Source organism: Desulfovibrio sp. Huiquan2017, assembly GCF_017351175.1.
Lineage (GTDB): Bacteria > Desulfobacterota > Desulfovibrionia > Desulfovibrionales > Desulfovibrionaceae > Pseudodesulfovibrio.
Genome location: NZ_JAFMPN010000020.1, coordinates 17,846 through 42,189, shown reverse-complemented (window position 1 = coordinate 42,189; position 24,344 = coordinate 17,846). Strand labels below are relative to the sequence as shown.

Below are 24,344 nucleotides of genomic sequence, written 5' to 3'. Positions count from 1 at the left end.
CTGCCTATGGCGCGAATGCGCCACACAACAACCGACACGGAACAAATCAATGTCCATTTCCCACAGAAGGAAAAATCCTGAGAATCCATTCAATAAGGGGTGCCACCACGCAAGCTCATTTGTCCTGCGCATAAGCGATGGCCGTGGGGGAATTACGACAACGGCAGATTTCTAGATACCTGTCGTTTGTCCGGCGGGGTGCTGTGTTTCAGCCTGGCGTTAGGATGTGAAAGTGTGCCGTTTGGAAATGAACGGCAGCGAAGTGTTAGATGTTACGGCGTGTTAGTGCCTACTTAAGCGTTCATCAGTTTAGACTTCGTCAAAACTTATGAACGCGCCTTAGGTGCGTCATACCTCCTTTTAGTGACCAATTTATCCGGTGGATATGCCCTACCATATGACGCCACGAAACCTTCGCGCAAGCTCCGGCGGCACGATTTCTTTCCCTCCCGCCGATTTTCCACGAGCGTGACGCAAGCAGCCGCCGGAGCAAGGCCAGGCCCTTCGGGCACCCGGCGAGCCGGGCGGCCTTGCCCCGACGGCTTTGCTTGCGTCGTGATTACCGTAGGCGACGGCGAGAGGGATGGCGGGTTCGACTCTGGCTCAAGGGATATCCTCAGGTCCCTGCTCACGCATCCACCCCAAAAAAGCAACAAATCCCTTGCTACTGATTATCAACTTATTTATTAACAGTGTTAAACAACTAGTTGCTTAACACTGTTAACAAGGTGGTTGATTAACCATGGCCGAAGATGACGACGTTGACCTCACCCCTGTGAAGACCCCGGAACAATTGTTGAAAGAAGAAGTCGGGCTTTATCTGAAGATTGTCCGGGAGAATCGGCACAAGCCCCTCAGATGGGTCGCCCAGAAATTGGGGTGCTCCAGCTCGTTCATATCCCAGATCGAAAAGGGGGACGCTTCGATTCCACTGGATCGGGTACTCGACTTCTCCCTTGCCTATGACCTTCCTGTTCCGGAGTTCGTTCGAATCGTTCTCGTCACCATGCACAACGACACGTATAGAGCGCTGATGAGCATACTGGAGAATGACCCGGAAATGGCTAATGCCGCCAACAGTTGCCACACGATTGCAAATCCCAAAGAACGAGCCAAGCGGCGCAAAGCTCTCAACCCTGGGCTGAGTTCAAAATCGCTTCAACGAATGCGGGAATTCATCTTGGAAAACCAAAAGCCGACGTATGGAAAGCCGGTGGCAGGTGATTCGTGATTGATTTACGGAAACAAGACCATCTGGGGGTAACCTCGTCGTCCGAAGACGGCGACATCCACAACGATGATGCGTTCCTTTTTTTGGAGAATTGTCCTTCCCACCGGTACGAGGCCATAATCACCGACCCGCCTTTCGAGATCGGTATCGCCGGCAAGGATTGGGATTGCAAAAAGCTTCGGATCGACGTTCTAGCCTACCAATTCCATCGCGTTCTGAAACCTGGCGGCAATGTCTTTGTGTTCTGCTCGGATTTCCAATTCGGCGATTGGTATCGAGAGCTTTCCCGCTATTTTACCAAGTTGCGCAAATATGCCTGGTGCAAACCGGATTCACGAGGCACCAACAAGGGGATGTTTCAGGAGAGCTTCGAACTCGGGCTGCATGTGTGCTCAGAAAATTCATATTTCGACAAGGAAGGCCGCTATAAAAATTATGTGGTCGCTGGAAAAACATCAGGGAACGAACGGATGATGCCTGACCCCGATGAGGAATGGTCAACCAAGAAGGGCGAAAAGACCCTTCACCCAACGCAAAAAAAATTGTCGGTAATTGAGACTCTGGTTACCGCATTGAGCAAAGAAGGCGACACCATTCTTGATCCCTTTGCCGGCACCGGGACGCTTGGGGTCGCAGCCAAAAATTTGGGCAGAAAATTCGAGATGGTCGAGTACGGCTTCCGAAACCACATTGCGGCATGGGACAGGATTCTAGGGGAAGAGTGAGTCCCTTTTGTCTTTACCCGCAAATGCCAATTCAACGTGCGGCGCAACGTCTCTTAAGAGTCCAGTTTATTTTAAGCAGACTTCAAGGGGTGGCTCCCAGAAAAGCCCTTGTAGTCTTGTATAATACAAATCGAGGAAACCATCGGCAGGAGGTCATCAGTCAACGTGAAGCACCACGGCGGAACAATTAAACAATGCCCATGCACAGTCTCCAACATTTAATTCAAAGGGTGAGCTTGGGGAGGAAGTGACAAGGGCGCATATTTCAGTTGTTTCAGAAATCTTGACGATATATTCCGTGTTGACCTCTCCATTGGTTATTCTGGTCACCACTCCCCTGAGTCTGTTTTCCGTGCTGCATTTCGGAGATGCTTCACCGCCATGCAAGATTACCAGCGGAGCCTTTACCTCGGCTGTGATCAATCTGCCTAAGCTCAAGCCAAGCCGCTCCAAACTGTCATTCGTGATTACGGTGATGATGGAGTTCCCTTCTAGGGTTTCCATAACGACGCGTGTTTGTATGTCGCCCCTCAAGATTTCTGACACTTTTCCAAAAAAACTATTTCGTGCGCTTGTTTTGCGGCCGGATTCCTTTTCCAGAAAACGCTGAGCAACAGCTTGAATTTCATCCTTGGAGAACGCGACATAGGACGAGGTGAGATTGGGGGTGGAGTGCCCCAGCATCATCTGCACAGCGGGCAAGGGGATGTTGCTTTGCATCAACTCCACGCCTCTCGCCTTGCGGATGGCTTCCGGACCGCCCAGCCGCTTTGGAAACCCACATTCCAAAGCCCGTTCATAAAATTTGCGCCGAACAAAACCAGGGTCCAAATCAAGCAGTCTTTCTGACTCCTTGTGAGATTTCAAGGTTTCGATCTTCCCCCTGATCTCGTCGGCAAGAGATCGTGAAATATGAACTTCCCTCGGTTCCGCTCTCTCATTCCCATTCGAACGAAAAATCACCAGATGGCGAGCCCAATCGAGATCGGTATGTATGTTGATCGATAATACTTCGCTCAACTTTGCGCCCGTATACCTGACCAGAAGGAAAATGAGCAAAACGCTTAGTCTGGACAAACGAACATCGTCGCGTTTTGATTTTCCAGCCCACTCCCGGAAAGAATCCTCCAATCGATTCAGTTGGGAGTGGCTCAGGCACTCCTCTCCTTCCGCAATGGAAAGAATCCGTCCATCATCACTTCGGTTGAAACCTGTCATTACTAAGAGCCTTTGATTGCTGAGAGTTGCTGCTTGCCCCTGAAAATACCATGGCAGCTTGAAGAAAGCCCGACGATAATCATTCGACCTCGCTCACATTGGTATTGACTTGCCGAAACTTTACTGTCACGAATATAGACACTTCCGTGACTGTTGACAAATGTTATCACAAAAAGGCGGTCGATTCCATGTACTTCCAAACTGCTGATATCGAAGTCGCGCTCTGGATTCCACCTTTTGTGGCGTTCGTCATTTCTTTTTTCACCTCAATGGGCGGCGTTTCCGGTGCCTTTCTGCTCTTGCCGTTTCAGATGTCCTTCATCGGGTATACGAATCCATCCGTCAGCGCCACCAACCAGGTGTTCAATGTCGTTGCCATCCCAAGCGGAGTATATCGTTACTGGCGCGAGGGGCGAATGGTGTGGCCGCTGACATGGATCGTCGTCCTCGGCACGCTGCCAGGTGTCTTTATCGGCGCCATGGTCAGGGTGCATTATTTGCCGGACCCGAAGCATTTCAAGCTGTTTACCGCCTGTGTGCTCCTATATATCGGGTTTAAAATGGTGAGGGACGTGCTGGGGAACTCAAATGGCGGGGCCAAGAGGGAAAGCGAAGCACGCTTTCGGGAAATGGTCAAACGAAACACTAGTCCGAAGGGGGCGGCGCCCGCGCCCGCCACGACAGTCACTTGTTTCAATCTAAAGCGACTCGGGTTCACGTTCTACGGGGAAGCCTATGACGTTTCATTCTGGGGAATTTTTCTTCTCAGTTTCATTGTCGGCATAGTGGGGGGGATTTACGGGATAGGAGGGGGATCAATAATCGCCCCGTTCTTTATTACTTTTTTCGAGCTTCCAGTCTATATCGTCGCAGGTGCCGCACTGATGGGAACCTTTGTCACATCGGTTGCAGGCGTCGCTTTTTACCAAGCCATCGCACCTTTCTACCCAAACCTTTCCGTGGCTCCCGACTGGCTGTTGGGAATACTGTTCGGAGCGGGAGGAATGGCGGGGATGTATCTTGGGGCTCGATGCCAAAAGTTTGTGCCAGCCAAGGCCATCAAGTGGATGCTGTCTGGCGTCATGGTGTTTACTGCGATCAAATACATTCTAAACTTTTTTGGATATTGACCAATATAAACCGGCAATCCGTTTCTCCCCGGGAGGCGATGCTATGTGTACAAAGAGAAACGCTGACGACATTCTCAAGCAAATTGGCGAAAGCCACGATCCCGATCACATTCGGCGGCTTCTTGAAGAAATTAATGCATGCAACAAATGCCCGGAGAACCATCTGTGCCAGGATGGTCAAAAGTCGGATTGCCGTTGTCATCTAAGTTTTCAGATTGAGCTTAAGAATTACATCTATGCGATGACAAACAAAAAGTAGTATAACCTGTTGCGGTAGAACACGATGCAATTAAGTGCCCACCACATTTAAAATGTGAGGGAACTGAATTTTCTGAAACATGGCGACGCCTTTTTCAAGGCTCCTTCTATATTTCATCTAGTAGTTGAGAATCCTGTCTGCCTTTATCATTTCCGCATACAGGAATTTCAGGCTGGACAACTTGACGTATTCGCTTTCATCCACACCGTGGATGCTCAGGCACTTCCCTCAGGCTACCAGCACGCCCTCACTCAGGGCGAACATCTTCGCCTGTTCGGCGATCGGGAATGTATCCGAATCGCCCGCATACAAATCAACGGCGCTGGCGTTCAGGAACAACGTGACGTCCTCGCCCTCATTCAACAGGAAGTTGCCGAAACGGACAGTGTTCCATTTCACTTCCGGGTCGTTGCTGGAAAGAATGATCAAGACTTGTATAGAGACTCCTTCTATTTGACATTGCCTAAGTATAGATTATTTCCATTCCAAGTTGAACAAAAACCTCGGCGAGACCATTGTTGGGAATGGTGGACTTTACACCATTTTTAAATAAGTATATGCATAGATTCTTTATCACATCGAGGAACCAATGGTCAATTTTGAAAAACAAGCCAGTATGTTCAAAGTCCTCTCGGTCGGCACTCGCATACGGATACTGGAGCTGCTGAAAGGCGGCCCTTTGTGCGTAAACGCCTTGGCGAAGAGGCTGGGCGTCACTCCTTCAGCCGTATCCCAGAACCTGCGCATCCTGAGGGATGCGGACCTCGTTGTTGCGGACAAGCAGGGCTATTTCGTGCATTACGGGATTAACCGGCAGACCATGACGGAATTGCGGTCCCTCGCGAACGGGGTGTTCAGCATGCCAAATTTGTTGTGAAATGGTATGAATAGACAGCCTGTGGAGAAACCCGCAACTCGTGCCGAAAGATTGCCTGGGAAGCAATTCGTTCGGGACCCGCAGATATTCCGAAGCCGGCGCGACTCGACTTTTCCCGATCAACAGATTGAAGCGATACACCAGCCAGGGTGGGCGCTCGGAGTCCCCGGCCAGCTGCGAACAATCGCCTGAACACATCGTCAAGGACCGCATATGAGCCTACCCGTTGTCTTGCTTGCAGGCGTATTTTTCATCTCACTCCTGCTGACCATGGTCGGTCTCGGCGGCGGGCTTGTCTTCTCGCCGCTGTTCGTGCTTCTGGGCATGGCGAAGGGCGAGGCGGCCGCCGCATCCCTGTTCCTGAACCTCACGGCTGCGGGATCGGCGGCGTACGCCTATTCGCGAAAGGGGATGGTCGATTTCTCCCTTTCGATCCCGCTGATCCTGTTTTCCGCAGCGGCCGCGCCGATCGGCGCTTACCTGAACACCCGGATCGAAACGAAACCGTTCCTGATGATCGTGGCCGTCATTCTCTTTCTGGCGGCGGTGCGCATGCTGTTTTCGCCCAAGGGCGACGACCGGACGGTGGAGCGGGCAAGAACAACCAAAATTATCGGCGGGGCGATTATCGGCGCGGTCATCGGCCTGATGGCCGGGTTGCTGGGAATCGGAGGCGGGGTCTTCATCGTCCCCTTGCTTATCTTCTTCTTGAAAATTCCGACCAAGACGGCTGCAGCTTCATCCACCTTCATCGTCTGCTTCTCCTCGCTCACCGGATTCCTGGGATACGCATCCATGGGGGAGGTCGATTGGTATTTCCTGTTACCTGCGGCGGTGGTCGCCTTTCTCGGCGGTCAGGCCGGAGCGAGGCTGATGAGTACCAGGCTGACGGGCCGGACGGTCAGGCTCCTGTTCAGCCTGCTCCTGTTCGGATTGTGCGCCAAGCTGTTGCATCAGGGTTTTTATGGGGTTTGATGAATACGCCGAAACAGATCAAAACAAGAATCGGTTCGGGAGGTCCATCCTGATGATGAACGAAGCAATAGCGGTCGAAGGCCTGAGCAAGCGGTTTGAAGGAGTGCAGGCCGTGGACGGCGTATCCTTCGCCGTGGAGCGGGGAGAGCTGTTCGGATTTCTCGGGCCGAACGGGGCTGGAAAGACCACGACCATCAACATGCTCACCGGATTGGCCCGCCCGGATTCCGGGAACATTCGACTGTGCGGCGTCGATTGCACCCAAAGCCCGAGGGTCGCCCAGCACCTGATCGGCGTGGTTCCCGACGAGAGCAACCTCTACCCCGAGCTGACCGGGTTCGAGAACCTGTGTTTCTGCGCATCGCTGTATGGCATCCGGAAGGACGAGCGCCGGGAACGGGCAAAGGCGCTGTTGCGCGATTTCGATCTCGTCAAGGCTGCCGACCGAAAGTTCGGCGGGTACTCCAAGGGGATGAAGCGGAAGCTCACCATCGCGGCGGGCATCATCCACCGGCCGGACATCCTGTTCCTCGACGAACCCACCACGGGCATCGACGTGGCCAGCGGACGCCAGATACGCCAGCTCGTGGCCGACCTGCATCAGGCCGGGACGACCATCTTCCTGACCACCCACTACATCGAGGAGGCCGAACGGCTCTGCGACCGCATCGCCTTCATCGTTGCCGGGCGCATCGTCGGCGTTGACTCGGTGGAACACCTGATCCAGCCCCTGCAAGGACGGCATGTCCTCGAAATCACCTGCCAGGAGGCCTTGACGGAAAAGGTTCGTGAAGGGTTGAGCCAGGCCTTCCCCTCGCTGGTTATCTCGCCCCCCGAGCAACAGTCGATCCGTGTGGAATCGGACTCCCCCGTGCATGTGGGGCCGTTGGTGCGCCGAATCGAGGAACAGGGATTCACGGTCACGGAAGCGCGTCGGATACGCCTCTCGCTTGAGGATGTTTTCGTGCAGATAACGGGCATAGAATCCGGTGCCATGCATCACGAGAAGGAGATGAAGGGGGGAAAGAAATGAACAAGCTGATCGCCTTCTGGAATATCTTGGCAAAAGACATGCGCACCTACTATCTGAAACCGCCGAACGTGAGCTGGGGCATCATCTTCCCCCTGGCGTGGACAGCCATGTTCTTCATCCGCTCCGGGAGCGGGCTGGAAAGCATTCCGCAGCTACTCCCCGGCGTGGTGGCCATCTCCATCCTGTTCGGCACCACCTCCATGCTCGCGGTCACGGTGACCTTCGAGAAGAAAAACCGCTCCTTCGAACGGCTGTTGCTGGCACCCATGTCATTTGAGCTCCTGATGCTTGCCAAGACGAGCGGGGCGATCTTTTTCGGCGTGTGCAACGCCTTTGTACCCGTGATCATGGCCCTGTTCCTGACCGACCTCGCCCAGATCGCCTGGGCGCAGTTCATCCCCGCAGTGATCCTCATCGCGGTGGCCTCCACGTTCCAGGGACTGTTCATCGCGGTGGCCGTCAGCGAGGTGTTCGAGGCGCAGACCTTTTCCAACTTCTTCCGTTTTCCCATGATCTTCCTGTGCGGGCTCTTCTTCCCCATCGAGAGGCTGCCCGCCCTGCTCCAGCCCGTGTCCTACGTACTGCCCCTGACTTACGGGGCCGACGTCCTGCATGGTGCTGTCCATGGCGGCCACATTCTGCCATGGTATCTGGACTTGCCTGTACTCGGCCTGTTCTGTGCGGCGCTGTTCTGGGCGAGCCTTCGAAACATCCGGAGGCGGTGGATTGCCTGATAGGTCCCGATCGCAACTCCCGGACGAAGTCCTGTTGGAGGCCTCGGGCAACGGGGACCGGCAGGCCTTCGGGGAACTCGTCCGACGCCACCAGTCCTGGGCCTGGGGCGTTGCCTGCCGTTTTCTCGGCTCCGGGAACGATGCCGAAGACATCGTCCAGGCCGCCTTCATCAGGCTGCTCGGCGCGTCTGGCCGCTATCGCCGTACCGCGCGTTTCAAGACCTTCTTCCACGTCATCATCTCCCGGCTCTGCCTGGATCATGCCAAAAGAAAAAAAACGGAACAGGCGGACGACTATCCGGAATTGGCCGATTCGTCTCCCGGGCAGGAGGAGGCGTTGATAATGAACCAGAACGCGGCCCGCGTGCGCCGGGCATTGGACGCTCTCCCTCCCAGGCCTCGCATGGCCGTCGTGCTTCGGTACTATGAAGGGCTCGGTTATGATGAAATGGCCGTTGTTCTTGAAACGTCACGGAAGGGCGTCGAGCGGCTGCTGTCCAGGGGACGCGAGGCCTTGCGGGATAAACTGGGATCACGATGAACTTTTTTCGGTCTAAGCCGGGGGTTTTCCGGACTTGGATCGTTTAATGGAAATGAGGTCGACACACATGCATTGCCGAAATTGCCATACACGTCTTTCCGCCTACCTGGACGGGGAACTGCCCGAACGGGAGATGCGGGATATGGAACGTCATCTGGACGGGTGTGCGTCATGCCGGGAGCGTCTTGCCGGGTTGGAGGCATTGGATGCGCCTCTTGCTTCCCTGAGCATTCCGGAGATGCCGGGCGATCTGGGATACCGGATCATGGCCCGGGCTTCGCGGGAGTATTTCGACACCCCGAAAAAGGGAGGCTTCCGGGTGATCGCCCGCAGGTGGCTGGGGTCGACGGCCACGGCGTCAGCCTTGGCGGCAGGCCTGCTTCTGGGCGGCCTGCTCGGGTGGAACAGCCACGGCAATCCGGTTTCGGAACGGACTATGATGCAGACGGAGAAAACGGTCTTCGCGTCCCTGAGCGCCGCTCCCGGCGGGTCGATCGAAGCCGCAGTGCTGGCCGGATTCAGCGACGGGGGGAGGTTGTAAACCATGCATTATTTGAAGCGGTCTTTGCTGGCCCTGTCGGTAGGATTGAACGTCGCTTTCATCCTGTTCTGGGGGATGCAGCATTTTTCCGGGCAGAATCAGACACCGCTGGAAAAGTCCCGCCCTTCTGGTGACCAGTTTTTTGCAGCGAGGTATGAAGGCGTGCAGGTGACTCCCGAACAATGGAAGGCACTGGAGCCCTATGCCTTGGCCTTCAAGACCAACACCGACCGCATCCGCCGGGAAACGATGCAGTTGCGAAAGCAGTTGCTTGAGTTGCTGGACAAACCCGTTGCCGATGAAGAGGTGATCCGAGTCATTCAGCAAAAGATTCTTGCGAACCAGGGCGACATGAAAGACGAGGTTCTTCGTCTCCTGCTCCATGAGAAAAGCGTGTTGCGGCCGGATCAGTTTTCCGGGTTGATCCAGGCGATTCGGGATTACGGAGGCCGCAGGCCCGGATTTGGGATAATGACCGGAGGAAAACCGGAACGGGATTAACGGCATGGCCGGGGAATGCCCTTGGGCCATGCATACAGGAGAAAACCATGTCGCTGATCGAACTGAACGGCATTTCGAAAAAATACCTGACGGGGGAGGTCGAAACCGAAGCCCTGAAACAGGTCACCGTCTCTATCGAGAAAGGGAAACTCGTCACGTTCGTCGGGCCTTCGGGCAGCGGCAAGACCACGCTGCTGAACATCATCGGCTGCATGGACAAGCCGTCGTCCGGGGAGGTCCGGGTGACCGGCGCCAGGGTGGACACACTGGGCAAGAAGGAGGCGGCGAATTTTCGCGGCAAGCATCTCGGCTTCATCTTCCAGTCGTTCAATCTCATCCCGGTCCTGAGCGTGTATGAGAACATAGAGTACCCTCTGCTCATGATCACCAGGACTTCGGCGAGCGAACGGCGGGAACGCGTGATGGCCGTTCTGGAGGCCGTCGGCATGACGGACCAGAAGGACAAGCGGCCGGACCAGATTTCGGGCGGACAGAAACAGCGCGTGGCCGTGGCCCGGGCGCTGGTGACCAACCCGGAGGTGGTGCTGGCGGATGAGCCCACCGCCAACCTCGACCATGATACGGCCCACAAGATCATCGATCTGATGAAAAAGATGCGGGACACCTACGGGACCACCTTCGTCTTCTCCACCCACGACCCGCGCATCGTCGAACACGCCGATGTGGTGCACGGCATTGAGGACGGCAGGCTGCTTGCCGGAAATCCGCTTATCCAGGGAGGCAACGACCATGCTTAACATATTCAAGATCGCCCTGCGCAATCTGGCGCGCTACAAACGGCGTACCGCCCTCACTTCCCTGCTCATCGTCATCGGCGTGTGCATGGTGGTCATGTTCTCGGGCCTCGCCGGATCGTTCAAGTCCATGATGATCGGCATCATCACGGATTCGGTTATCGGGCACATGCAAATCCATCGCAAAGGCTATTTTTCATCCATCGACACCATGCCCCTCAACCTGAACATGAAGGGGCAGGCGTACAAGAAAATCGCGGAAACCCTCGACGCCACCCCCGGCGTGGAGGCGTATGCGCCCAGGCTGAAGCTCGGCGCGGTCCTCAGCAACTATATGGAAAGCACCAACGTCAGGCTTTCGGCCATCGACCCGAAACGGGAAATGGCCGTCTGCACGGCATTGGCCGGCAGGATGAAGCAGGGAGCCCCCGGCTCCGGCGAAGACCTGCTCGAAAAGGGTCAGGTCGTCATTCCCGAAAAGGTGGCCAAGAGCCTGGGGATGAAGCCCGGCGACTCCGTGGTGCTGGTCGCCACCAACAAGGACGGCTCGGTAAACGGCATGGAATTTCAGCTTGCCGGAATCATCGAAGACCTCATGGGACCGGGCGGAAAAGACGCCTACATGCACATCGAGGACGCCCGCAGCCTCCTGCGCACCGAACCGGGCGAGGTCACCGAGATCGTGGTCAGGGTTTCCAGCTTCAACAAGCTGAAGTCCATCGCCGGGTCGCTCACGGCAACGCTTGGCGGATTCACGAACAAGAAGGGGCAGCCCGCCTTCGAGCTGCACACCTGGGACAAGCTGTCGCCGTTCTCCAATATCGCGAACATGATCGACCTGATGCTGGTCACGGTGAAGATCGTCATGGTCGCCATCGTCCTCATCAGCGTGCTCAACGTGATGCTGATGTCGGTCTTCGAGCGTGTGCGGGAAATCGGGACCATCGCCGCCATGGGAACCTCCCCCGGAACGATCATGTCGCTTTTCGTGGCCGAGGGCGTGCTCCTGGGCGTGCTGGGGACGGCGCTCGGCCTGATCCTGGGCGTGGGCGGTCTGCTGGCCTTCAAGGCGGCTGGAGTGGCCTTCTCCTTCGGGCGGATGGATAACCTAATCGTGCGTCCGGACATCAACCCCGGCGAAATGCTCTTCCTGTCGGCCATCGTCCTGGTGGCCTCCGCCCTGGCGGCGCTGCAACCCGCGTGGAAGGCAAGCCGGATGGAACCCGTCGATGCGCTCGGCCACGTATAACCGCATGAGGATACCGCACATGTACTCTTTGAAATATGTCCTGTTCGTTGCTGCCGTCTGCCTTGTTTTTGGCGGCGGCAATCAGGCTTCCGCCATGGATGCAGGGGAAGTGCTCCTGGCCGTGGACCGCAACCTGGCCCCGGTCAGCTACGAATCCTACCGCAAGCTCATCAACATCGAGCCGGACGGGAGCAAAAGGGAATATGTCCTCTACACCATCAAGAAAGGCCAGGACATGGTGGCCTCCGTCTTCCTGGAGCCTTCCAGCGACAAGGGGCGCGGGACCTTGCGCCTAGGCGACAACATGTGGCTCCACATTCCGAGCGTGGCCAAACCGGTCAGGATAACCAGCCTCCAATCGGTGACGGGTGGCATCTTCAACAATGCCGATATCATGCGCCTAGACTATAGTGCCGAATATACGCCCGAATCCTTGGAGGAAAGCGGTGACGCCTATTTGCTTCGCCTGAAGGCGAAGACCAACGAGGTTGCCTATGACAGGCTGGAGATGCTGGTGGCCAAGGACCGGTTGGTTCCGACGGAGATCAAGTGTCTCGCGGCGTCCGGGATGCTGATCAAAACCCTGCATTTCAAGAAGATGACCGACTTCGGCGACGGATTCGTCCGCCCGGCCATTGTCGAGACGGACAGCCCGCTCCACAAGGGGTACCTCTCGGTGATGATCTTCGCCCGGATGAAGGCCAGGGACTTCTCGGATGAAGTCTTCACCCTCAACTACCTGCCGCGGATAGAAACCCTTCGTCAGTGATGGCGGGAAGCAGAATGATGAAAGCCGGTACATGGCTCGGGCCGTTCTTCTGCTTGGCGCTCATCCTGGCTGCCTCGGCTTCGGCCCTTGCCCAGGATGAGCCCCTGTACGATGCGGATTTTGATATTCCCGCGATGGAAGAAAAGCTCTTCGAGTTCTGGGGGCAGGCCGAGCTTCGGATGTACGAACGTCTTATGAATAGGAATTCTGCGGTGTACGAGCAACGCTTCTTCGATTCCCCGAAGGACGAACTCCAGGCGGACATGCTGTTCCAGATCAAGCCCGAAATGTCCCTGAAATACGAGACGTTCGGATTCTATGCCCGTCCACGTGCCGACGTCGGGTGGAGCCAGTTGCCCCTGTCGGCGGCCAGCGAGCCTGACGAGCCGTCGGAACGCTTTTTCAAGGAAGACAAGCATTGGGCCGGTCAAGTCATGCTCGAGGAAGGCGTGGCCTCCTGGAGGCCGGACCCCCGGTTCACGCTGGAGGCCGGGAAAAAGGTCCTCAAATGGGGCAAGGGATATGCTTGGAACCCCGTGAGCTTCGCCAGCCGTCCGAAGGATGTGGACGACCCGGACCAGAGCCGCGAGGGCTACGTCATGGGCGTCGCCGATGCGATCTTCAGCTTCGACGGCCCGTTGCAGACATTGGCGTTCACCCCGGTGGTCGTCCCCGTATGGGAGCGGGTGAACACGGGGCTGGCAACGGACGAAAGCGTTCTCTACGGGAGCAAACTCTACTTCCTGCTGGCCGATGTGGACCTAGACGTCATGGCCATGGGCGGCGACCATTACGATACGTCCCTCGGCATCGACTTCGCCACGAATATCACCGACAATTTCGCCATCCACGGCGAAACGGCGGTCCGGTTGGGCCATGAGCAGACTGTTTTCAATAGTGACGGGACCAGCAGCATCCACGAACACGACGCCTGGAGCTTCCTCCTGGGCGCACGCTACCTGACCGAGGACGAGACGACCTATCTCCTTGAATACTATCACAACGGAGAGGGGTATACCGCCTCGCAACTGAAAACCTACTACGATTACGTGCACACGGCCTACGACACCTATCAGGCCACGGGGAACGCCGCCGACCTGAACAAAAGCAAAAAGGTATCGTCCGATTACAACCGGAGCAGCGTCGGGCAGGACTACCTGTATTTCCGAGTCTCCCAAAAGGAGCCTTTCAACATCCTCTATCTGACGACAACGGCGACCGTCATCATGAACCTCGGGGACCGAAGCCTCTCCCTCAACCCCGAAGCGTCCTACATGCTCACGTCCAACTTCGAATTGAGGCCCCGGCTCATCCTGCCGCTCGGTTCCTCCGACACCGAGTTCGGCAACAAGCTCAACGCAGCCAGGGGCGAACTCCGGTGCGTGTACTATTTCTGAGTCGAACACCGAACGATTGGGCGAGCACCAATTCCTCCCGCTTCTCCTTCCGGCAAATTTTGCGTGTCACCCAAGTGTCATTTTCAGCGGCAACTATGGTTTTTGTGGTAAATATGGCGTTTTCAACCCATTGAAATAACGGAAGTAAGCGACCTTCCGGTTGATTGTTTACGGCCTTTCACGCCGTTAACAGGGGTTCAAATCCCCTTGGGGACGCCAAGGAAATACAAGGCCTTACGCACGCCGCGTAAGGCCTTTTCTTTTCATGTGTCACCCGAAAATGTCGTTTTTCCGGGACCAGCTTCCTGGCGCATCGGTTCCATGGAATGTGGGGCCAAATCAACCGCGTCGAGGAACAGCGCGAACGCCCGGCAGGCGATCGAGCCCGGGGCGGGGCAATCGAACTCTCGCTCCTTTTCCAGGGCCAGTCCTCATCACCTTTACGGTCAACTATCAATAATTCCTCCAACGGACGGACCGTACGCCACACGCAAAAGGGCCGCCCGGAGGCGGCTTTTTCGGCGCTTCGAAAACGCCGGGGGGAGGAAGGGGTGCGGCCCGTGGAGGCATACGGGCCGCAAGTTGGGGGTGGGAATGCCTATTTCCGGGGGATCAGGGCGATGGCTTCGATCTCGATCCGCCCGTTCAGCGGCAGCTTCGCAACGGCAAAGGCGCTGCGCGCGGGAGCCGGCGAGGGAAAGAACTCGGCGTAGACTTCGTTGACAGCGCCGAAATCGGCCATGTCCGTCAGAAAGACGGTAACCTTGACGACGTCCGCAAGCGTGCCGCCCGCCTCCGTGACGATGCCTTCGAGGTTCTTCAGGCATTGGCGGGTACAATCGCCGATCGAGCCTTCGCACATGCTCCCGGTTTCGGGAGAGATGGGCAGCTGACCGGAGATGTAGACGGTTTCTCCCGCCCGAATGCCCTGGGAAAAGGGACCGATGGCCGAAGGTGCGTTGCCGGTGGTGATCTGGGTCTTCATTTCTGTTGTCTCCTGCGTTTAGATTTCAAAGGATTCCATCGGGGCCGGGAACTTGATCTCGACGTCCGGAGCGGCTGCCCTGACGACTTCCTCGACCTTTCCGACGGGGGTTGACGGGATTTTCATCTGACCGAAGAGTTTCTCGTGGGGGTGATACAGGACGCATCGCCCGACCCCGCTTTTCTGGACGCAGCGGGCCACATCCCCTTCGTAGACCAACTGGTGTCCCCCAATGAGGACATCGGGGGCGAAGCGCTGCTTGAGCACATCGATCTCGCCGTCGGAGAAAAGCGGATTCATCCCCTCGGTCAGGTTGAGCAGGCTCTCGCCCTGCGGCGTCTTGACCACGAAGCCGTAGTACCTGGCCCGCCAGGGGGAGCGCAGAAGGTTGTTGGAAACGAAGTTGAACGCGGCGGTCACGCTCCCCTTAAAGAAGTTCATGTAGTTAATCGGGCGGTGGTGCCAGTCGAACGGCACGATGCGGAACCCGCTCAGTTCAACCTCTTCAAAGGGCAGGACCGGAACGAGTTGCTCGTTCGGGATGCCGTGGTGCTTGCGCAGGTGATCGCAGACCTCCGCGCTGGAGACGATCTTCGCCCCCGTTTTTTTCGCAATGATGGGCGAATCCAGGTAATGCTCATGGTGCCCATGCGAGATGCATATGACCCGGACCTTGTCGTAATCGTTAAGATCGGCCCAGTTGGCTCCGTACATCTTCCGGAAAAAGGGGTCGAAAACGAGGTCGCCCCCCTCGCCCTGAATGAGGATGTTGGACCAGCCTAGGTATCGCATTTTTGTTTTACTCATTTTCTTTCCTTTAGCGTTTTTCATGGATTCGTTGCGCCTTGCCCGCCGCGTATATGGCCGAGAGGACGGCCGCCGCGACCGCCAGGACGTAGATGGTGCCGAAATTGAATCCCCAGCCCTGCGTCATGATGTAGCCTGCGGCTCCCGCTCCAAGGATGTAGTAGACGGCCGGAAAGATGGTCTTCCGGATAATGTCCCCCTCCCGGCCCAGCAGGCCGACGGCCGCCGAGGCCATGATGACGTTGTGCACACAGATCATGTTGCCCGCCGCAGCGCCGACGCCCTGAACCGCGACGATCCATTCCGGGTTGAGGTGGCTGATTACGGCAACCTTGTATTGGAACAGGCTGAACATCATGTTGCTGAGGGTGTTGCTTCCCCCGATGAACGCGCCCATGGCGCCGATGACGGCGGACATGACCGGCCAGATGGAGCCGAGGCTGTCCGCAAAGACCTGGGCCAGGACGTTGGGCATGGCCGGAAGGCTTTCAAGCCCGGCCCCGCTGCCGATGAATATCTTCACCATCGGGACGGCGACCAGCAGCGCGGTGGACGCTCCCACGACAATGGAGAAGGCGGATTTCGACGCGACGCCGACCGCGCGCAGAGGCGCTCTGTGAACGAACAGCGCAATGAATGCGGCCAGAATGAAGATGGTCCCCGGCAGATAGCCGAGCTGGAGAGCCGAGGCCACCTTGGTCCCGAACAACGGGGCGGTCTTCACGGTCAGGACGAGCAGCCACTGCTTGAGGGGCAAGGCATCGACCCGGCTGAGGAAGAGGATCGCCGCCATGACCACGTAGGGAAGCCAAGCCCTGAACGGGGACATCGAGCTGGAAGGGATCTCCTCGTCCACCTTCATGGTGCCTTCCCATCGGGCGTCCCAGGTCGAACGGTCGGGGAAATCCCATCCACCGTCCGAGGGCAGGAACCAACCCTTCCTGGCCGCGATGGTGGCCGGGATAAGTCCGAGCATGCCGCCCAGGACGTCCGGGAACTCGGGGCCGAGGAAGCGGGCGGTCAAATAATAGGGAACGGCCAGGCAGACGCCGCCGAACAAAGCGAATTTCCATGCGCGGAGTCCGGGCAGAAAGGACCGTTCGCTGCCGAAAAACCGGGTCATCATCGAAACCATGATCAACGGAACGAACACGGAGATCACACCGTGGATGGCCGCCACACGCAGGCCGAGACCATTGATGTAGGCGGACCACGACAGACCATTGGTCGCGATATCGGGAAGATGGCCCTGCCCGAGACCGACCGAAATACCGATCAGGATGGGCGTTCCCACCGCCCCGAAGGAAACGGATGTGCTCTGAAAGATCATGCAGAGCATCGCAGCGGCCATGGGCGGGAAGCCGATGCCGAGAAAAAGCGGCCCGATGACCGCTCCGGTGGAGCCGAAACCTGCCGCCCCCTCCAAGAAAGCGCCGAAGAGCCACAAGATGATGATGGCTTGGATGCGCCTGTCCGTGGAAACGTTAGTGAACGTGGATCGGATAACGCTCAGCGCCCCATCCTCCTTCAGCGTATTGAGAAGGACGAGGGCTCCGAAAACTATGTACAATATGCCGACCGCCGTGAAGACGCCATCCACGGTCTGCGCGGCGAGCAGAAGCCAGGGGATCTTCCAGACAAACGCTGCGGACAATGCGACGGAGATGAACGCAAGGGGCATGACGCGCCTTGCGGGCCAGCGAAGGCCGACGAGAAAGACGGCGATGATCGCTATCGGCAACAGCGCCAAACCGGCTAGGAGCAATTGCGATGGCATGACGGACTCCTTGAAAAGGTTGTGGGGTGAAAGGCCTCATGTTTCAAATTAGTGAATCACGTTTATCAATGTGGATTATTTTCTGTCAAGGTGTTTCTCAAATTTAAATGAGATTCCTCATTGGTGTCTTGCCGCGTCAAAGGAAAACAGGTATTCCTTGTTGACAACGCATTGTACCAGCACAAATAACAGGCTGTAATTATGGATAAAAAATCTCAGGGCATCCAATCCGTGGAGTTCGCGTTCGAACTGCTTGAGGCGTTTCTAAAGATCGGCAGGCCCGTCCCCTTGGGAGAGGCGGCGGAAAGCTTGGGGATTGGGAAAAGCAAGCTGCACAAATACCTGACGAGCTTCGTCCGCCTGGGAGTGATCGAACAGGACGCTTCCGGCTGCTACAGCTCCGGCCCGAAGCTGTTGGAGCTGGGCTTGGGGATACTCGGGCACATGGATTTAGTGGCTTTTTGCGAGTCCGAACTGCACCGGCTGCGCGTTGAAAGCGGCGAAGCGGCCGCCCTTGCCCTGTGGACGGCGCAGGGGCCGCTCATTGTGCGTTTCCTCGAAAACCCCCGGCCGGTGGCCGTGGCCATGCGCGTGGGGTTCTACGCGCCGATCACCTCCAGCGCGGCGGGCAAATGCTTCGCCGCCCACCTGCCCGAGACCGCTTATGCGCACCTGGTGCGAAAGGAATTGGGAGACGACGCCGACGCGCGTCGAAGCTTCGAGGACAAGTTGCGCGATGTCGCCGAACAGGGGGTCGCGGTCCGCTCCGAGCAAAACCAGGCCATTCCCGGGGCCAAAGCTCTGGCTTGCCCGGTTTTCGACGGGCGGAACATGATCGTCGCCGCCGTCCTTCTGATCGGTTTCGAAAACGAACGGGGCACCCGGCCTGACGATGCCGTCAAACTGCTTACAGAGTCCGCGAGACGACTGTCCGCCCGTCTCGGCCATACCGTTTCCGATTAGCCACTCACGTAATATCCGTCTCGCTCCACGACTCCTGATCACCCCGACCCGCTGCGCATGCCCGGAGCCGGGGCCACCGACGCCTAAACTGCTGCGAAAAACCGCTCGGGCGGCTTTTGGTTGAAAGCGGACCTTGGCCATCGCCCGCGGTGGGCAGCGGCAGAAACACGACTAGAGGAGGATGCAGATGCGGGGGGCTTCGCCAGTCTGAAGCAAACTAGGTTGAGTGCCGAAGTCTTGCGCACGGAGGCCGACCCCGTCGAAAGGTCATATGGATTCATGCTGAGCGGTCAACGGCCGAAAAATACCGGCAAAAATGACGCAAAACAGGATGTCCATCCCGAGTATCGCCGTATGTCATGCAGGAAGCCGTGCAGGCGATTGTGTCTGATGGAGCCGTTCATGGGAAAAGCGTCTTGCCCCGACGATTTTGCTTGCGCCGCGATCATGCAGGCGGCGGCGAGAGGGATGGCGGTTTCGAGTTCCGGCACTCTCCAGAAAAGCAGTCGGGATATCATCGTCTTCAACACAGGACCTGCTGTTCCCAAAGCCGAACGTCCGACCATGAAAAGAGAATGGTATTCCTCGCCGTTTACGAGGAGACATAGGACAAGGACGATACACCTTGTTGCTCATTGTGCCGCTATCGACATCAATTGGTGGCCTGAAATGCCTACGGAAGTTCAAACCGGATACGGCGGGGGGGCGTCCGGGCCTCTACCCACGGGTGTCCCCGCGCACAACAAAACGCCTGCCCTCCTCCATGACCTCGATGCTCCAACCTATCTTCTTCACCAACTGGACACATAGTTGAAGTCCCAGGCCATAGCCGTTAATGCCGTCGTCGGCTGGCGATTCCGGCGTGTTGACCTGATTGGAAACTTCGAACTGTGACGAATCCGCCCTGATCTCAATGACGCCTTCGGAGGCATGCTGGAAGGCGTTGCGGACGAGATTGACCAGGATGATATGGGCGAGCGTCCGGGGGCATCGGATCGACACCGGGGTGAGATCGATTTTCAGGGAGATGTCCTTCCCTTCCAGCAAATACACGTTCTCTTCGATGATCTCACGGATGAATTCGTCAATCTTGATGTCCTCGACGGGCAAGGGACTATCCGAATCTCGCGAGAGCCACAGCAGGGAGGTGGTCAGGTTGCGCATATTGCGCACGGCCTTGACCATGCGGGCGTGCGAGGTGCGATAGCGGTTGTCCTCGGCTATGCCCAGCCTCTCCTGCAGTTCCAGATTGTTTTGGATGATGGCGATGGGGGTACGCAGCTCATGGCTGGTGTATTTCTGGAATCGTTTTTCCCGCTCCACCCCGGCAACCAACCGCCGGGATGTGTCGAGAATCAGCTCGGCAAGATTGTTCAATTCGTCATATTTGAATCGCAACGGCCCCTTGTCCAGATTGTCCGGCGACAGGCCGATGGCCCATTCGTGCAGTTCCTCCACCGGCCGGGCGATGACCTTGAACATGCGAAAAGCCAGGAACAGGACCGCCGCGATGGACAGCAGACCGGCCACGACCGGAGTGTAGAAGTAATAGAAATCGAAACGGCGCGCCCACTCCACGCTGATCTGGCTTTCGGTGGTGGCGAAAACCAGGTAGACGTATTTCCCGTCCGGCCTTTCGACCGTGAGGGTTTTGTAATGCATGTTGCCTTGGTGAACGTAGAAGAAGCGCTCTTTCATGAGCTGCTCAAGGGTCAAGGCCGCACGGATGTCGGCGGGCAGGTCGTCGTACCCCCCATAGCCTTTGATAGGTCCTTCAACCGGCAGCGGCGTGTCGGGGGCCTCGGCAAGCGTGTGCAGATAATTCCCGGCTACTTCCTCCAGACGAAACTCCACGAAGAGAGAGAAGCCGCGGGTCAGGTACTGGCTCAGGAAAAAAGTGTACCCGACCACCAACACCGCGCAGGTGATCACAAAGTAGGCTGTGATCGATTTCTTGAAACTCCGCTTACACTGCACTCGGTTCCTTCAGGACGAATCCCACGCCCGGGATGGTCTTGATGAGGGGATAGGAAAAGGGCTTATCCACCTTTAGCCGCAACTTGTGCATATGCACCTTGAGGCTGTTGCTCTCGGGCAGGGCTTCGCCCCAAACGGCCCGCTGCATCTCGTCCCGCAAGACGATATTCGGGCTCATCTTGGCCATGTATTCGAGCAAGGCCCATTCCTTGGGCGAAAGAGCCAATCGCACACCGGCCCGGGTGGCATGGTGTTGTTCCGTATCCACAATCAGATCGCCGACCACGTACCGTCTGGGTTGGCTGCTCCGGCGTTTTGCCAAGGCCTGGACGCGGAGCAGCAACTCCTTGAGGGCAAAGGGCTTGACCAGGTAATCGTCCGACCCGGCTTCAAAGCCCTCGATCTTGTCATCCAGGGTATCCCTGGCGGTGACCATCAGCACGGGCACATCCAGCCCGTCTCGCCTCAGGCGGGCGCACAGGCTCAGGCCGTCGAGCTTGGGAAGCATGCGATCGAGCATGATGACGTCGTATTTGTATTCCCGTGCGAGCTGGAGGCCATGGGTCCCGTTGGCGGCATGGTCGCAGGTGACGCCTTCCAGTTCAAGGTATTCTATGAGCGAGGCGGCAAGATCAAGATCGTCTTCCACCAACAAGGCATATATGTTCATGGCGTCTCTCTCGGTAGCGCGACATCATATGGCTCCGGCGGGACAATATCCCGCCGAAGCCGGTTTGACAAACCTATTCGGACGGCCCGTTGGTCGGTGTCTGCGTCTTCTTGCCGCGGAGCCGTCCGACCAGGGACAAGACCCCCACAAAGAAAACCGGTGCGAACACGATGCCGAGCACCGAGGCGCTCAGCATGCCGCCGATAACACCCGTGCCGATGGCCCTCTGGCTAGCGGCTCCCGCCCCGGTGGCGACGGCCAACGGAATGACGCCCAGGATAAAGGCCATGGAAGTCATGAGGATCGGACGGAAGCGTAATCCCGCCGCCTGGATGGCGGAATCCATGAGTCCGACTCCCGTGGCGTGGAGATCCTTGGCGAACTCCACGATCAGGATCGCGTTCTTGGCCGCCAGGCCGATGATCGTGATCAGACCCACCTTGAAGTAGACGTCGTTGCTCATGCCCAGCACGGTAACCATAAGCACGGAGCCCAGGGCGCCGATGGGCACGATAAGCATGACCGACAGCGGAATGGCCCAACTCTCGTACAGGGCCACCAGCAGCAGGAAGACCACAAGCAAGGCCAGGGAGAAGAGCATCGGGGCCTGGGAGCCGGATTGCTGTTCCTGATAAGACAACTCGGTCCACTCGTAACCGACCCCTTTAGGCAGTTGCCGCATGATGCGCTCCATCTCGGCCATGACTTCGCCGGAACTGTGTCCCGGAGCCGCGTCGCCGGTGAGCCTGAAGCTCTCATAGCCGTTGTAGCGGACCATCTGCACCGGACCGGGTTCCCACTTGGTGTTGATCACCGAAGTCAGAGGCACCTGATCGCCTGCGGAGTTGGGGACGTAGAGTTCATTGAGGCTCTCCGGGCTGCGCCGGTATTTGGCGTCGGCCTGGACCACGACGCTCTGCATCCGGCTCCTATTGGCGAAATCGTTGATCGTACTGGAGCCGAAGGCACTGGCCAGAACCGTTTTGATGTCGCTGAAACTGACGCCCAGCGTCTCGGCCTTTTCCCGGTCGATGTCCACGCGCAGCTGGGGCGCGTCGGGCAGGCCGTCCAATCGGGCGTAGGCCAAAATTGGCGAGGCGTTGGCCTGTTGCAGGATCATGCCCGCAGCCTGCCCCAGCACAGCCCTGCCCACGCCGCCCCTGTCCTCCAGACGGAGGGAGAAGCCGCCGGTATTGCCCAGGCCGTCGATGGGGGCCGGGTTCACGGCGAAGGCGAAGCCGTCGTCCAGACCGGAAAAGGCCATGTTCGCCTTGAGAATGAGATCCGTTGCGGATTCGCCGTCGCCGCGCTCGGACCAGTCCCTGAACATGGGGAAGGCGGCTGCCGCATTCTGCCCTTGCCCGGAGAAACTGAATCCCAGAACGGTAAAACCGTACTCCACGGCAGGTGTGTCCTTGAAGAACTGCTCCACCTTCTTGATCTGGGTCAGGGTCCGGGGATAGGTGGCGCCGGGGGGAAGTTGCATGCTGCAAACCATGTATCCTTGATCCTCTTCCGGGACGAAGCCGGACGGCAGGCGCATATACGTGTAGCCAAGGCCTGCCAGAATAACCAGATAGATGAGCATCACGCGCCCGGTTCGGGCCACAAGGCGACCGGTCAGGCCCTGATACGCCTTGCCGAGCCTGTCGAAACGGCGATTGAACCAGCCGAAAAATCCCTCTTTGGTTTCATGGCTTCCCTTGGCCACGGGCTTGAGCAGCGTGGCGCACAGGGCCGGGGTCATGGTCAGGGCCAGGAACCCGGAAATGAGAATGGAGACGGCCACGGAAACAGCAAACTGACGATAGATGACGCCGACCGATCCGCTCATAAAGCCCAGGGGAAAGAACACGGCGGACAACACCAGGGTGATGCCGACAACGGCCCCGGAAATCTGCTTCATGGCCTTGCTGGTGGCTTCCTTGGGAGACAGTCCCTCCGTCGACATGATGCGCTCCACGTTTTCCACCACCACGATGGCGTCGTCGACCAGGATGCCGATGGCCAGCACCATGCCGAACATAGTCATCATGTTGATGGAAAAGCCCAGGGCGTACATGACCCCGAAGGTGCCCAGCAGGCAGACGGGCACGACAATGGACGGAACCAGCGTATAGCGGAAGTTCTGCAAAAACAGAAACATGACCAGGAAGACCAGGATCATGGCCTCGAACAGCGTATGGACCACCTTCTCAATGGCCACATCCACGAACTTGGCCGTGTCCAGCGGCACGATCAGCTTGACCCCCTCGGGGAGGGTCTGCTGGATTTCATCGAGCTTTGCCCGTACACGCTCCACCGTCCCCAGGGCGTTCCCGCCCGGGGCCAACTGAACGGCCGCCGCTGCGGTTTCCATGCCGTTGATACGAGCCTGGGTATTATAGGATTCCGGACCGACTTCAATGCGGGCCACGTCGGACAGATGGACAACGGAGCCGTCCACGTCGGCGCGCAACACGATACGGCCGAACTCCTCCGGGGTCTGCAGCATTCCCTGGACAAGCAGGGTGGCCGCCAGCTCCTGATCCGCATTGCCGGGCCTGGAGCCGAAACTGCCCGCCGGGACCTGGACGTTCTGGGCCCGGATGGCCTGGTTCACGTCGCTGATGGACAGGTCGTAGCTGAGCAGCTTCTGAGGATTCACCCAGACGCGCATGGCGCTTTCCGCGGCAAAGAACTGGACCTTGCCCACGCCCTCGATACGGCGAACCTCATTGTTGACGTTGCGGGCCATGAGATCGGCCAGGACCTGCGGATCCTGACCTTTGGCCTCGTCGTAGACCATGGCGTAGACCATCAAAAAACCCGCGCTGGTCTGCTCGACCTCGATACCTTGATCCAGAACGGCATCGGGCAGGCTCGATTCGGCGTTGGAAAGCCGGTTCTGCACATCGACCTGGGCGAAGTCGGGATCGGTCCCGGGCTTGAAGGTGACCGTGATCTCGGCCGTGCCGTTGGAGTAGCTGACCGACTCGTAGTACAGCATACCCTTGGCACCGTTCAACTCCTCCTCGATCTGACTGACGACCGTGTCATTGAGGGTCGTTGCCGAGGCGCCCGGGTAGACCAGTTTGATGGCGATTTGCGGCGGCGCGACGGCCGGGAATTTCTCCATGGACATAGACGGCAGGGCCAGAAGGCCGGCCAGGGAGATGAATATGGCCACGACCCAAGCAAAGTTGGGTCTGTTAATAAAAAATTCTGACATGTATGATACCTGATTGGTG

The 24,344-nt window shown here is 57.6% G+C and carries 23 protein-coding genes and 1 tRNA gene; 16 read left to right on the top strand and 8 right to left on the bottom strand.

Features of this window, described 5'->3' with window-relative positions:
- The first annotated feature begins 742 nt into the window (after positions 1–742).
- Positions 743–1,231 carry a helix-turn-helix domain-containing protein gene (locus J0909_RS16295; protein WP_207264524.1) on the top strand — a complete coding sequence of 163 codons (489 nt, stop codon included), beginning with the start codon at positions 743–745 and terminating at the stop codon, positions 1,229–1,231.
- A complete protein-coding gene (locus tag J0909_RS16290; RefSeq protein ID WP_207264523.1) occupies positions 1,228–1,956 on the top strand; it encodes a DNA-methyltransferase in 729 nt (242 codons plus the stop codon). Before J0909_RS16295 ends, J0909_RS16290 begins: the two co-directional genes overlap by 4 nt.
- A 156-nt stretch (positions 1,957–2,112) precedes the next feature.
- Here J0909_RS16290 and J0909_RS16285 read toward each other — a convergent pair whose 3' ends face one another.
- Positions 2,113–3,174 carry a TOBE domain-containing protein gene (locus J0909_RS16285; protein WP_207264522.1) on the bottom strand — a complete coding sequence of 354 codons (1,062 nt, stop codon included), beginning with the start codon at positions 3,172–3,174 and terminating at the stop codon, positions 2,113–2,115.
- A gap of 188 nt (positions 3,175–3,362) precedes the next feature.
- On the opposite strand from J0909_RS16285, the gene J0909_RS16280 reads away from it, so the two are divergent.
- On the top strand, positions 3,363–4,304 hold the full coding sequence (locus J0909_RS16280; RefSeq protein WP_207264520.1) for a sulfite exporter TauE/SafE family protein: 942 nt from the start codon (positions 3,363–3,365) through the stop codon (positions 4,302–4,304).
- A gap of 376 nt (positions 4,305–4,680) precedes the next feature.
- On the opposite strand, the gene J0909_RS18455 is transcribed toward J0909_RS16280, so the two are convergent.
- Complete coding sequence (locus tag J0909_RS18455; RefSeq protein ID WP_338670205.1) at positions 4,681–5,001, bottom strand: DsrE family protein; 321 nt, start codon at positions 4,999–5,001, stop codon at positions 4,681–4,683.
- A gap of 151 nt (positions 5,002–5,152) precedes the next feature.
- Between J0909_RS18455 and J0909_RS16270 the strand changes: the two genes are divergently transcribed.
- The 12 genes from J0909_RS16270 (at position 5,153) to J0909_RS16215 (ending at position 14,154) form a co-directional block, all read left to right on the top strand.
- Positions 5,153–5,440, top strand: coding sequence for an ArsR/SmtB family transcription factor (locus J0909_RS16270; protein ID WP_207264518.1), 288 nt, complete (start codon positions 5,153–5,155; stop codon positions 5,438–5,440).
- Positions 5,441–5,653: 213 nt separating this feature from the next.
- Positions 5,654–6,415, top strand: a complete 762-nt coding sequence (locus J0909_RS16265) for a sulfite exporter TauE/SafE family protein (protein ID WP_207264515.1) — start codon at positions 5,654–5,656, stop codon at positions 6,413–6,415.
- Positions 6,416–6,467: 52 nt separating this feature from the next.
- The gene (locus J0909_RS16260) at positions 6,468–7,448 is read left to right on the top strand and encodes an ABC transporter ATP-binding protein (RefSeq protein ID WP_207264512.1); all 981 of its coding nucleotides are present in this window, start codon (positions 6,468–6,470) and stop codon (positions 7,446–7,448) included.
- Positions 7,445–8,182, top strand: coding sequence for an ABC transporter permease (locus J0909_RS16255; RefSeq protein ID WP_207264509.1), 738 nt, complete (start codon positions 7,445–7,447; stop codon positions 8,180–8,182). The genes J0909_RS16260 and J0909_RS16255 overlap by 4 nt, the downstream gene beginning before the upstream one ends.
- Positions 8,175–8,723 (top strand): RNA polymerase sigma factor, encoded by a 549-nt coding sequence (locus J0909_RS16250; protein WP_207264506.1) that lies wholly within the window; start codon positions 8,175–8,177, stop codon positions 8,721–8,723. The genes J0909_RS16255 and J0909_RS16250 overlap by 8 nt, the downstream gene beginning before the upstream one ends.
- A gap of 46 nt (positions 8,724–8,769) precedes the next feature.
- On the top strand, positions 8,770–9,264 hold the full coding sequence (locus J0909_RS16245) for an anti-sigma factor family protein (RefSeq protein WP_353616788.1): 495 nt from the start codon (positions 8,770–8,772) through the stop codon (positions 9,262–9,264).
- Positions 9,265–9,267: 3 nt separating this feature from the next.
- Positions 9,268–9,765 carry a periplasmic heavy metal sensor gene (locus J0909_RS16240; RefSeq protein ID WP_207264502.1) on the top strand — a complete coding sequence of 166 codons (498 nt, stop codon included), beginning with the start codon at positions 9,268–9,270 and terminating at the stop codon, positions 9,763–9,765.
- 47 nt (positions 9,766–9,812) lie between these two features.
- On the top strand, positions 9,813–10,523 hold the full coding sequence (locus J0909_RS16235) for an ABC transporter ATP-binding protein (RefSeq protein ID WP_207264500.1): 711 nt from the start codon (positions 9,813–9,815) through the stop codon (positions 10,521–10,523).
- Positions 10,516–11,769 carry an ABC transporter permease gene (locus J0909_RS16230; RefSeq protein ID WP_207264498.1) on the top strand — a complete coding sequence of 418 codons (1,254 nt, stop codon included), beginning with the start codon at positions 10,516–10,518 and terminating at the stop codon, positions 11,767–11,769. Before J0909_RS16235 ends, J0909_RS16230 begins: the two co-directional genes overlap by 8 nt.
- Before the next feature lie 19 nt (positions 11,770–11,788).
- The gene (locus J0909_RS16225; RefSeq protein WP_207264479.1) at positions 11,789–12,538 is read left to right on the top strand and encodes an outer membrane lipoprotein-sorting protein; all 750 of its coding nucleotides are present in this window, start codon (positions 11,789–11,791) and stop codon (positions 12,536–12,538) included.
- 14 nt (positions 12,539–12,552) lie between these two features.
- Positions 12,553–13,935, top strand: a complete 1,383-nt coding sequence (locus J0909_RS16220; RefSeq protein WP_207264476.1) for a hypothetical protein — start codon at positions 12,553–12,555, stop codon at positions 13,933–13,935.
- A gap of 144 nt (positions 13,936–14,079) precedes the next feature.
- Positions 14,080–14,154 (top strand) — tRNA-Glu (locus tag J0909_RS16215).
- Between the two features lie 379 nt (positions 14,155–14,533).
- On the opposite strand, the gene J0909_RS16210 is transcribed toward J0909_RS16215, so the two are convergent.
- Genes J0909_RS16210 through J0909_RS16200 form a run of 3 tightly spaced genes read right to left on the bottom strand, consistent with a single transcriptional unit; the run spans position 14,534 to position 17,504 of the window.
- Positions 14,534–14,920, bottom strand: coding sequence for a RidA family protein (locus J0909_RS16210; RefSeq protein WP_207264473.1), 387 nt, complete (start codon positions 14,918–14,920; stop codon positions 14,534–14,536).
- Between the two features lie 18 nt (positions 14,921–14,938).
- Complete coding sequence (locus tag J0909_RS16205) at positions 14,939–15,727, bottom strand: MBL fold metallo-hydrolase (RefSeq protein ID WP_207264470.1); 789 nt, start codon at positions 15,725–15,727, stop codon at positions 14,939–14,941.
- A 10-nt stretch (positions 15,728–15,737) separates the two neighbouring features.
- A complete protein-coding gene (locus J0909_RS16200) occupies positions 15,738–17,504 on the bottom strand; it encodes an L-lactate permease (RefSeq protein WP_207264467.1) in 1,767 nt (588 codons plus the stop codon).
- Positions 17,505–17,705: 201 nt separating this feature from the next.
- On the opposite strand from J0909_RS16200, the gene J0909_RS16195 reads away from it, so the two are divergent.
- Entirely contained in the window at positions 17,706–18,467 is a 762-nt protein-coding gene (locus J0909_RS16195; RefSeq protein WP_207264465.1) for an IclR family transcriptional regulator, read from the top strand.
- 717 nt (positions 18,468–19,184) lie between these two features.
- Here the strand turns inward: J0909_RS16195 and J0909_RS18600 are convergent.
- The 3 genes from J0909_RS18600 to J0909_RS16180 all read right to left on the bottom strand — a co-directional run bounded on the left by J0909_RS18600 (position 19,185) and on the right by J0909_RS16180 (position 24,325).
- Positions 19,185–20,444, bottom strand: coding sequence for a sensor histidine kinase (locus J0909_RS18600; protein ID WP_207264462.1), 1,260 nt, complete (start codon positions 20,442–20,444; stop codon positions 19,185–19,187).
- Positions 20,434–21,114 carry a response regulator transcription factor gene (locus J0909_RS16185; RefSeq protein ID WP_207264460.1) on the bottom strand — a complete coding sequence of 227 codons (681 nt, stop codon included), beginning with the start codon at positions 21,112–21,114 and terminating at the stop codon, positions 20,434–20,436. Before J0909_RS16185 ends, J0909_RS18600 begins: the two co-directional genes overlap by 11 nt.
- A gap of 73 nt (positions 21,115–21,187) precedes the next feature.
- Positions 21,188–24,325: a multidrug efflux RND transporter permease subunit gene (locus J0909_RS16180; protein ID WP_207264458.1), complete on the bottom strand. Its 3,138-nt coding sequence runs from the start codon at positions 24,323–24,325 to the stop codon at positions 21,188–21,190.
- Between the last annotated feature and the right edge of the window lie 19 nt (positions 24,326–24,344).